This window comes from Streptomyces sp. NPDC127098, assembly GCF_042722465.1.
Taxonomy (GTDB): Bacteria; Actinomycetota; Actinomycetes; order Streptomycetales; family Streptomycetaceae; genus Streptomyces; species Streptomyces millisiae.
Genome location: NZ_JBHXFJ010000047.1, coordinates 52,127 through 61,223 on the forward strand (window position 1 = coordinate 52,127; position 9,097 = coordinate 61,223).

Consider the following 9,097-nt stretch of genomic DNA (forward strand, 5'->3'; position numbering starts at 1 on the left):
GGGGCAGGGTCAGCCGTCCACCGGCGATGGTGCACATCGGGTGCGGCAGCGCGCGGCGTTCAGCACCAGTCGCCGAATTGTTCGACGAACATGTTGCCCACGAGGCGGAATCGTCGGGTGAGGTGGGTGGGTCGATGGGGGGCGCCGGTCGGACTCCTCGACCGAGCAGGACTTCGCCACATCCGGTTTCACGACCTACGCCACACGACGGCCACTTCCCCCACCCACCCGCCCTCACCCAGCCTTCGGCCCGACGCCGCCCGGCCGCGCGGAGCGCGGCAGGCGGCGGTCGGCGGTCGGCGGTCAACAGGCGCGGAGCGCGTGGCGCTGACCGTGCCCGACGGGAGCCGGCTGGTCATCCAGGGCCCGACCGGTGGCGACAAGTCCACGCTGCTGCAACTGCTCGGCGGGCTCGACCGGGCCACGCGCGGCAGCGTCGTCCTGGACGGCACCGACCGGGCAGGCTGTCCGAGGCGAAGCTCACCCGGCTCCGCGCCGCCGAGCGGCGCCGGCAGACCGCGGAGGCCCTGGAGTCCGTCGGTCTCGCCGAGCGCGCCAACCACCTCCCGAGCGAGCTCTCCGGCGGCCAGAAGCAACGCGTCGCCATCGCCGGGGCGTTGGCCAGGCGTCCCCGGGTGCTGCTCGCCGACGAACCCACCGGCGACCTCGACGAGGCCACCCGCGACGAGGTCATGGAGGTGCTGGAGAGCCGGTGGCGCGAGCTCGGCCTGATCTTCGTCATGGTGACGCACGACAGCGCCCTGGCCCGCCGCGCCGACCGGGTGGTCCGCGTCGCCGACGGCCGGATCGAGATCGGTGAAGGCGCTCAACTCCCGCCGAAGGGGCTGTCGACGACGTAGCGCCAGCGCCCGTCGGCGCCGCGCCGCGCCACGTCCGTGGCGGTGGCCGCGATGCCGGCGGCCGGGATCTCCCAGTCGACGACCAGCAACGCGACGTCCCCCGCGACGCTGACCGAACGTGGCCGCACCGTGATCGGCAGGCCAAGGGACAGGAACTCCTCGTTGGCCCGCTCGATCTCCGCCCGGCCGCGGGCGGCCGGTCCCGACCGCGGCACGAACACGGCTTCCGGCGCGTACAGGTCGAGCACGGCGGCCCGGTCGCCGCTGTTGAAGCGCGCGGCGAACGCCGCGGGCACCTCTTCGGGACGGGTGGGAGGCGTCGGCACCATGGTCGGTGGCTCTCCTATCGTGGAAGCGAGAAAGGCTCTGTCCGGCTCCGACGCTAGGAGGCGCCCCCGTGACTCACCCAACGGTTGGCCACGCGCCGGGGCTGCCGGACGACCCACGCGCCCGGGTCGCGGCGCCGGCGCCCGGCTGCCCCGTGGAGATCGCGCTGGACGCGCTGCGCGGCCGGTGGACCACCCTGGTGGTGCGCGAACTCCTCACCGGGCCGCGCACGTACAGCGAGCTCTCGGCCGCCCTGCCCGCGCTCTCCGACAAGGTCCTCACCGACCGGCTGCGGCACCTGGCCGAGGCGGCCGTGCTCGACCGGGAGCGCGTCCCCGGCTTCCCGCCCGGCGTGCGCTACCGCCTCACCGAGCGTGGGCGGGAGCTGGGTCCGGTACTCCAGGCGCTGTGGGACTGGGGCGCCCGTTACGCTGGCGACCATGACCACGACGCCGAAGAGACGACTGGTGCTGGCCTCGCAGTCCCCCGCCCGGCTCGGGCTGCTGCGGCAGGCGGGTCTCGCGCCTGAGGTGATCGTCAGCGGCGTCGACGAGGACGCCCTCACCGCCGACACCCCGGCGGGGCTCGCGCAGGCGCTCGCCGACGCCAAGGCCGAGGCCGTGGCCGCCCGCCCCGAGGCGGCCGGCGCGCTGGTCGTCGGCTGCGACTCGCTGCTTGAGCTCGACGGTCACGCGCTCGGCAAGCCCGCCGACGCCGAGGAGGCCATCGCCCGCTGGAAGTCCATGCGCGGCCGGGCCGGCGTGCTCCGCACCGGGCACTGCCTGATCGACACCGTCGACGGGCGGCGGGCGAGCGGAGTGGCGTCCACCACCGTCCACTTCGGGGAGCCGACCGACGACGAGGTCGCCGCCTATGTCGCCTCGGGCGAACCCCTGTACGTGGCGGGCGCGTTCACCCTCGACGGCCGCTCCGCGCCGTTCGTCGAGCGCATCGAGGGCGACGCCGGCAACGTGATCGGCCTCTCCCTGCCGCTGTTGCGGAGCCTGCTACGCGAAGGGCCCGGGATTCCGATCACCGACCTCTGGGCCTGACGCCGCCACCCCCGCCGGCAGCGGCGGATACAGCGTCAACGTCAGCACGATCAGCGCGAAGACGACCATCAGACCCGCGAACGCCGACCATCCGACGAGCCCCACGGCCAACGCGCCGAGCACCGCGTGCAGCACCGCGCCGCCGACGAGCGCCACCCGCGCGAGCCGGCGCGGCGGCCGGTCGGTCACGGACACCCGCGCCAACAGCACGCCGCACAGCAGCAGGAAGAGCGCGAGCACCGCGCCACCCACCCAGGCCGACACGCTGATCGCCGTGGCCGAGACCCCGCCCACGGACATCTCCTGTCGCTCGGCCACCAGGCCGAGGATCCACTGCAGCAGCCCGAGGAGCACCGCCGCACCGAAGACCACCACCGCCGCCACCGCGGCCACGCCTCGTCTGCCCCGGTTCACGCGGCGCACGCTACTGCCGGGTAAAGCCGACGGCAACCCCCCTCGACCGGACGGCAAAGAATCACGCCGAGCCTTATGGGGTTCCCACAAAACGAGGGGGCCCTTGATGTCCCGGACCACCCGAGTTTCAGTCCGCCCCCGGAATCAGAACGCAAAGCTCAGCGAGGCGCGTACCTTGGGACGGCAAGGATTTTCGCCGGACGGGCGCGCCCCGCTCACCACCCGTGTGGGCAAGGTCACTCCTGTGGGCGACTCGTTGCGAGGTGTCGCCAGTACCTAAAATCCCCTTGTTCCGAGGAGGGAGCCATCGTGCGCAAGGTGCTCATCGCCAACCGCGGCGAAATCGCCGTCCGGGTCGCCCGGGCATGCCGGGACGCCGGCATCGCCAGCGTGGCCGTCTACGCCGAGCCGGACCGGGACGCGGTGCATGTCCGCGCGACCGACGAGGCGTTCGCGCTGGGCGGTGACACCCCGGCCGCCAGCTATCTGGACATCGAGAAGGTGCTCAAGGCGGCGGCCGACGCCGGCGCCGACGCGATCCACCCCGGCTACGGGTTCCTGTCCGAGAACGCGGAGTTCGCGCAGGCCGTGATCGACGCCGGCCTCACCTGGATCGGCCCGCCGCCGGACGCCATCCGCTCGCTCGGCGACAAGGTCGCCGCCCGCCACATCGCGCAGCGCGCCGGCGCGCCGCTGGTCGCCGGCACCACCGACCCCGTCTCCGGGGCCGACGAGGTGGTGGCGTTCGCGCGGGAGCACGGCCTGCCGGTGGCCATCAAGGCCGCCTTCGGCGGCGGCGGCCGCGGCCTCAAGGTGGCCCGCACCATCGAGGAGATCCCCGAGCTCTACGACTCGGCGGTGCGCGAGGCGGTGGCCGCGTTCGGCCGCGGCGAGTGCTTCGTCGAGCGCTACCTGGACCGGCCGCGCCACGTCGAGACCCAGTGCCTCGCCGACCGGCACGGCAACGTGGTGGTCGTCTCCACCCGCGACTGCTCGCTCCAGCGCCGGCACCAGAAGCTGGTCGAGGAGGCCCCGGCGCCGTACCTGAGTGACGAGCAGAACGCCGAGCTCTACCGCGCCTCCAAGGCCATCCTGCGCGAGGCCGGCTATGTCGGCGCCGGCACCTGTGAGTTCCTGGTCGGCCAGGACGGCACGATCTCCTTCCTGGAGGTCAACACCCGCCTGCAGGTGGAGCACCCGGTCTCCGAGGAGATCACCGGCATCGACCTGGTGCGGGAGCAGCTGCGCGTCGCCGAGGGCGAGGAGCTGGGCTACGACGACCCCGAACTGCGCGGCCACTCCATCGAGTTCCGCATCAACGGCGAGGACCCGGGCCGCGGCTTCCTGCCGGCGCCCGGCACGGTGACGACGTTCGTGCCGCCGCTCGGCCCCGGCGTGCGGGTGGACACGGGCGTGGAGTCGGGCTCGGTCATCGGCCCGGCGTGGGACTCGATGCTGGCCAAGCTGATCGTCACCGGCGCCACGCGGCGCCAGGCCCTGGAGCGGGCGGCGCGGGCGCTGGCCGAGTTCCAGGTCGAGGGCATGGCGACGGTCATCCCGTTCCACCGCGCGGTCGTGAAGGACCCGGCGTTCGCACCCGAGGTCACGGGCCGGGAGGGTGAGCCGTTCCAGGTCCACACCCGGTGGATCGAGACCGAGTTCGTGAACGGGCTCGCCCCCTACGACGGCTCAGCCGCCGCCGCGGAGACGGCGGAGGGCGCGGTCCGCGAGACGGTGGTGGTCGAGGTCGCCGGCAAGCGGCTCGAGGTGTCGCTGCCGGCCACGCTGGCGATGCCGCTGGCCCGCGCGGCGGTGGCCGGCGGCGCCCGCCCGGCCCGCCGCAAGCCCGGCAGGCGGGCCGCCGCCGGCGCGACGGGCGACGGGCTGGCCTCCCCGATGCAGGGCACCGTCGTCAAGGTCGCCGTGGAGGAGGGCCAGCAGGTCTCCGAGGGCGATCTGGTGATCGTGCTGGAGGCGATGAAGATGGAGCAGCCGATCAACGCGCACCGCGCCGGCACGGTGACGGCGCTCAAGGCGGAGGTCGGCGAGTCCCTCTCCTCGGGCGCGGTGATCTGCGAGATCAAGGACTGAGAGGCGGAGGCGGTCCGCGCGGCAGGGGCCGTGCGGACCGCGGTCAGCCGGGCACTCGGCCGACGTGTTCGATGTGAGGAACGCGCGCCTCCGCGTCGAGGCGGTACAGGATGCGCCAGGGGCCGTGCCGCAGCCGACGGTGGTCCGTGCCCCACGGGTGGGAGCCGGCCGGTCGCGGGTCCTCGGCCAGCTGGTCGGTGACCCGCAGCAGGGTGTCGACCCCGGGTGGATCCTCCTTGAGGTGACCGGCGGCGGCGTTGAGCGCCGACGGCTCCCACTGGACGCGCCAGGTCACTCGCTTCGCCCGGCCGCGTCGAGCAGCGCCCGGCGCGCCTCGCTGTGCGGCACCGGCGCCTCGGTGCGGCCGAGGGCGCGATCACGCTCAAGACGAGCCAGGGCCAGAGCGTCCTCCAGGTCCTCCAACTCGGCCGGGGAGATGAGGACGGCCGTCGGAACGCCCCGGTCGGTCAGTGTGATGTGCTCGTGTTGGGCGGCTCGACGCGCCAGATCGCCGAGCTTGCCTCGCGCTTCCGCGATGGGATATGTAGCCGACATGCATCTACTGTACAGCTGGATTACAGATCCGCTCGGCTGATCCGCCCGCACACATATGCCGAACGCATTTTCGCTACGATCTGCTCTCGCGTCGTGACCGAGTCGTGACGCGTGCCTCCTCGTGGGGCGGGAACCGGCGTGTTTTCCAAGGGCATGGAGGACGATCGGCGATGCGTTTACTGCAGGAGTGGGAACTACGGACCGCTTCCTGGCGCAAGTCCAGCTACAGCAACGGCAACGGCGGTGAGTGCGTCGAGGTGGCCAAGGGGCTCACCGGGGCGCTGCCCGTCCGGGACAGCAAGCGCCCCGGCAAGCCCGTGCTGGTTTTCCCGCACCGCTCCTGGCAGGCGTTCCTCACCAGCCTCTGAGCCCTCGACGAGCCGTCAACCGTCCAGCCGGCGCAGCATCCTCGGGGCACGCGGCACCGGCAGTGGGACCTCGCGGCGGCCGACGCCCGGCGGTGGTTCGCCCGGGTGCTTGGCGACGCCGCCGCCCGCCAGGGCGATGCGGACGCCCTGGGCGGCCAGGGCCTCGAGAACGGCCGCCGCCCGGTCGCCGTCGCCAGGTGGCGGCTGGTCCGTCACCAACTGCGCGATGTGGTCGGCGGGCACGGTCTGGAAGGCCGTGTCCAGGCCCAGCTTCGTGTGGTCGGCCAGCACCACCACCTCGGCCGCCGCCCGCACCAACGCCCGGTCCACGCTGGCCGCCAGCATGTTGGAGGTGGAGAGGCCGCGATCGGCGGTGAGGCCGGAGCCGGAGATGAACGCCCGGCTCACCCGGAGACCGAGCAGCGACTGCTCGGCGCCGCTGCCGACGAGCGCGTAGTTGGAGCCGCGCAACGTGCCGCCGGTCATGACCACTTCGACCCGGTTGGCGTGCGCCAGCGCCTGGGCGACCAGCAGCGAGTTGGTGACCACCGTGAGCCCCGGAACCCGCGCCAACCGGCGCGCCAACTCCTGGGTGGTGGTGCCGGCGCCCACCACGATGGCCTCCCCCTCGCGCACCAGACCGGCCGCGTACTCCGCGATGGCGGTCTTCTCCGCCGTCGCGGCCATGGCCCGCTGGGGAAAGCCCGACTCCCGGGTGAGACCACCAGGGAGGACCGCGCCACCGTGCCTGCGGTCCAACAGTCCTTCGGCCTCCAGAGCGCGCACATCGCGCCGCACGGTCACCTCGGAGGTCTGGACAACCCGGGCGAGCTCCCGGAGCGAGACCGCCCCGTTCGCCCGCACCATTTCGAGAATCATCTGACGACGTTCAGCAGCGAACACGGAACTGACAGTAACCTGAACGACCGTCTGCTTTCAGCAGGTTGCGGGGATTTTCCGATGTTGTCTGTGCGCACGCCCCCGGCGTGCTATGCACCGATGCGCCCGGCTGTGCGATCCACGCGCTGACCAGTGCCTACTGTTCCTCGGCCGCCCTACGGGTGTGCAACTGCCGGGCCGCCTCGGCGATCGAGCCGGACAGAGACGGGTACACAGTGAACGCCTTTGCGATCTGTTCCACCGTCAGACTGTTGTCGACCGCGATCGAAATCGGATGGATGAGCTCGCTCGCCCGCGGCGCGACGACCACGCCGCCCACCACGATCCCCGTGCCGGGGCGACAGAACAGCTTCACGAACCCGTCCCGCACGCCCTGCATCTTGGCCCGCGGGTTGCGCAGCAGCGGCAGCTTCACCGTCCGCGCGTCGATCCGCCCCTCGTCGACGTCCGCCTGGGTGTAACCCACCGTGGCGATCTCGGGGTCCGTGAAGATGTTCCCCGAGACCGTGTTCAGGTCGAGCGGCGCCACCGCGTCGCCCAGGAAGTGGTACATCGCGATCCGACCCTGCATCGCCGCCACCGAGGCCAGCGCCAGCACGCCGGTGCAGTCCCCCGCCGCGTACACGCCGGGCGCGGTCGTCCGCGACACCTTGTCCGTCCAGATGTGCCCGGACTCCTTCAGCTTGACCCCGGCCTCCACCAGGCCCATGTCCGAGGTGTTCGGCACCGCGCCCACCGCCATCAGGCAGTGCGTGCCCGAGATCGTCCGGCCGTCCTGGAGGGTGATCTCCACCCGGTTCCCGACGCGCTTCGCGGCGGCGGCGCGCGAACGCGCCATCACGTTCATCCCGCGGCGCCGGAACACGTCCTCCAGCACTGCCGCCGCGTCCGGGTCCTCGCCGGGCAGCACCCGGTCCCGCGAGGAGACCAGCGTCACCCGGGAGCCGAGCGCCTGGTAGGCGCCGGCGAACTCGGCGCCCGTCACGCCGGAGCCGACCACGATCAGCTCCTCGGGCAGCTCCTTCAGGTCATAGACCTGCGTCCAGGTCAGGATCCGTTCACCGTCCGGACGCGCGTCCGGCAGCTCGCGCGGCTGCCCGCCGGTGGCGATCAGCACACAGTCCGCCTCCAGCTCCAGCGGCGCGCCGTCCTCCGTGTCGAGCACCGTGACCCGCCGCGCGCCGTTGGCCCCCTGGGCCGGCTCAAGACGGCCGTGCCCCCGCACCACCCGCACGCCGGCCCGCGTGACCGAGGCCGTGATGTCGTGCGACTGGGCGAGCGCGAGCCGCTTCACCCGACGGTTGACCCGACCCAGGTCGACGCCGATGCCACGCACCTCGTCCCCGACGCCGTCCCCGTCGTGGTCTATCTCGATGCCGAGCTCCTCGTGCGAGGAGTCGAAGCCGGTCATCACCTCGGCCGTGGCGATCAGCGTCTTGGACGGCACGCAGTCGGTCAGCACCGAGGCACCGCCGAGGCCCGCCCGGTCGACAATCGTCACTTCGGCCCCGAGCTGCGCCGCGACGAGCGCCGCCTCGTAGCCGCCGGGTCCGCCGCCAATGATCACGATCCGAGTCACGTATCCAGTGTCTCGTACGACCGGTCGAATCTCCCGCCCGGCCCCCGCGGTCGGTCGCGCCCACCGCTTCGGCCGGTCACCCCCACCTCTCCCGTACGCTCAGTCCCATGTCGCTCTACGCCGCATACGCCGGAAACCTCGACCCCCGGCTGATGTCCCGCCGCGCCCCGCACTCGCCCCTGCGCGTCACCGGCTGGCTGACCGGCTGGCGGCTCACCTTCGGCGGTGAGGAGATGGGCTGGGAAGGCGCCCTGGCCACGATCGTGGAGGACCCGATCTCCGACGTCTTCGTCGCCCTCTACGACCTCGCGCCGATGGACGAGGAGGCACTCGACCGCTGGGAGGGCGTCGGCCTCGGCATCTACCGCCGCACCCGGCTACGCGTCCACACCCTGGACGGCGACGTGGCGGCCTGGGGCTACGTGCTCAACGGCTACGAGGGCGGCCTGCCGTCCGCGCGCTACCTCGGCGAGATCGCCGACGCGGCCGAATCGGCGGGCGCGCCGCACGACTACGTGATGGAGCTGCGCAAACGCCCGTGCTAGCCGGCCTGGCGGCCTGAGCGCCCCGAAGGCACCTCCGCCGGAACCAGTCCTGGGCGTCACGGGGCACACGCGGCGGGGTGTGCCTTCCCGCTCCGCGAGAACAGGTCCCGAGCCCGACGGCGTCTCGGACGTCACGGGGCACCCGTCGCCGGGAGTGCTCCCTGGGCTCCGCGAGAACGGAACTCGGTTCAGCCACCGGCCCGTTGTGGCAGCCGCCCAACCGGCACCCACCCCCATACCGGCGTGCTGCCGGAGGCAGCGCCCGCTGCACAGCACCATGCGCCGCGCAGCGCCATGCGCCGCGAAGCCGACCGCGAAGCCGACCGCGAAGCCGACCGCGAAGCCGACCGCGAAGCCGACCGCGAAGCCGACCGCGAAGCCGACCGCGAAGCCGACCGCGAAGCCG

General features: G+C 72.9%; 12 protein-coding genes and 1 pseudogene. 7 read left to right on the forward strand and 6 right to left on the reverse strand.

What is annotated here, in order from left to right; all coding sequences use genetic code 11:
* Nucleotides 1-321 precede the first annotated feature (321 nt).
* Nucleotides 322-860, forward strand: a pseudogene (locus ACFWI8_RS25600) (ABC transporter ATP-binding protein).
* Here ACFWI8_RS25600 and ACFWI8_RS25605 read toward each other — a convergent pair.
* The gene (locus ACFWI8_RS25605) at nt 827-1,189 is read right to left on the reverse strand and encodes a YybH family protein (protein ID WP_387095794.1); all 363 of its coding nucleotides are present in this window, start codon (nt 1,187-1,189) and stop codon (nt 827-829) included. The pseudogene ACFWI8_RS25600 and the gene ACFWI8_RS25605 overlap by 34 nt on opposite strands.
* Before the next feature lie 68 nt (nt 1,190-1,257).
* Here ACFWI8_RS25605 and ACFWI8_RS25610 point away from each other — a divergent pair, with 68 nt between their 5' ends.
* A complete protein-coding gene (locus ACFWI8_RS25610) occupies nt 1,258-1,716 on the forward strand; it encodes a winged helix-turn-helix transcriptional regulator (RefSeq protein WP_387095797.1) in 459 nt (152 codons plus the stop codon).
* Complete coding sequence (locus ACFWI8_RS25615) at nt 1,628-2,239, forward strand: Maf family protein (protein ID WP_387095800.1); 612 nt, start codon at nt 1,628-1,630, stop codon at nt 2,237-2,239. The genes ACFWI8_RS25610 and ACFWI8_RS25615 overlap by 89 nt, the downstream gene beginning before the upstream one ends.
* Here ACFWI8_RS25615 and ACFWI8_RS25620 read toward each other — a convergent pair.
* On the reverse strand, nt 2,195-2,653 hold the full coding sequence (locus ACFWI8_RS25620; protein ID WP_387095803.1) for a hypothetical protein: 459 nt from the start codon (nt 2,651-2,653) through the stop codon (nt 2,195-2,197). The two genes, ACFWI8_RS25615 and ACFWI8_RS25620, sit on opposite strands and share 45 nt — an antisense overlap.
* A 309-nt stretch (nt 2,654-2,962) precedes the next feature.
* On the opposite strand from ACFWI8_RS25620, the gene ACFWI8_RS25625 reads away from it, so the two are divergent.
* Nucleotides 2,963-4,744, forward strand: a complete 1,782-nt coding sequence (locus tag ACFWI8_RS25625; RefSeq protein WP_387095806.1) for an acetyl/propionyl/methylcrotonyl-CoA carboxylase subunit alpha — start codon at nt 2,963-2,965, stop codon at nt 4,742-4,744.
* A 43-nt stretch (nt 4,745-4,787) separates the two neighbouring features.
* Here the strand turns inward: ACFWI8_RS25625 and ACFWI8_RS25630 are convergent, their stop codons facing one another.
* Both ACFWI8_RS25630 and ACFWI8_RS25635 read right to left on the reverse strand, forming a co-directional pair.
* On the reverse strand, nt 4,788-5,039 hold the full coding sequence (locus ACFWI8_RS25630; protein ID WP_387095809.1) for a type II toxin-antitoxin system RelE/ParE family toxin: 252 nt from the start codon (nt 5,037-5,039) through the stop codon (nt 4,788-4,790).
* Nucleotides 5,036-5,299, reverse strand: a complete 264-nt coding sequence (locus ACFWI8_RS25635) for a type II toxin-antitoxin system prevent-host-death family antitoxin (RefSeq protein ID WP_387095811.1) — start codon at nt 5,297-5,299, stop codon at nt 5,036-5,038. The genes ACFWI8_RS25630 and ACFWI8_RS25635 overlap by 4 nt, the downstream gene beginning before the upstream one ends.
* 170 nt (nt 5,300-5,469) lie before the next feature.
* Between ACFWI8_RS25635 and ACFWI8_RS25640 the strand changes: the two genes are divergently transcribed.
* Nucleotides 5,470-5,667 (forward strand): DUF397 domain-containing protein, encoded by a 198-nt coding sequence (locus ACFWI8_RS25640; protein WP_387095814.1) that lies wholly within the window; start codon nt 5,470-5,472, stop codon nt 5,665-5,667.
* Nucleotides 5,668-5,682: 15 nt separating this feature from the next.
* On the opposite strand, the gene ACFWI8_RS25645 is transcribed toward ACFWI8_RS25640, so the two are convergent.
* The gene (locus ACFWI8_RS25645; RefSeq protein ID WP_387095817.1) at nt 5,683-6,546 is read right to left on the reverse strand and encodes a DeoR/GlpR family DNA-binding transcription regulator; all 864 of its coding nucleotides are present in this window, start codon (nt 6,544-6,546) and stop codon (nt 5,683-5,685) included.
* Nucleotides 6,547-6,703: 157 nt separating this feature from the next.
* A complete protein-coding gene (locus tag ACFWI8_RS25650; RefSeq protein ID WP_387095819.1) occupies nt 6,704-8,146 on the reverse strand; it encodes an NAD(P)H-quinone dehydrogenase in 1,443 nt (480 codons plus the stop codon).
* A 107-nt stretch (nt 8,147-8,253) separates the two neighbouring features.
* Between ACFWI8_RS25650 and ACFWI8_RS25655 the strand changes: the two genes are divergently transcribed.
* Nucleotides 8,254-8,691, forward strand: a complete 438-nt coding sequence (locus tag ACFWI8_RS25655) for a gamma-glutamylcyclotransferase (protein ID WP_387095822.1) — start codon at nt 8,254-8,256, stop codon at nt 8,689-8,691.
* 277 nt (nt 8,692-8,968) lie between these two features.
* Nucleotides 8,969-9,097: PT domain-containing protein (locus ACFWI8_RS25660; RefSeq protein ID WP_387095828.1), on the forward strand; the 129-nt coding region annotated here is incomplete at its 3' end.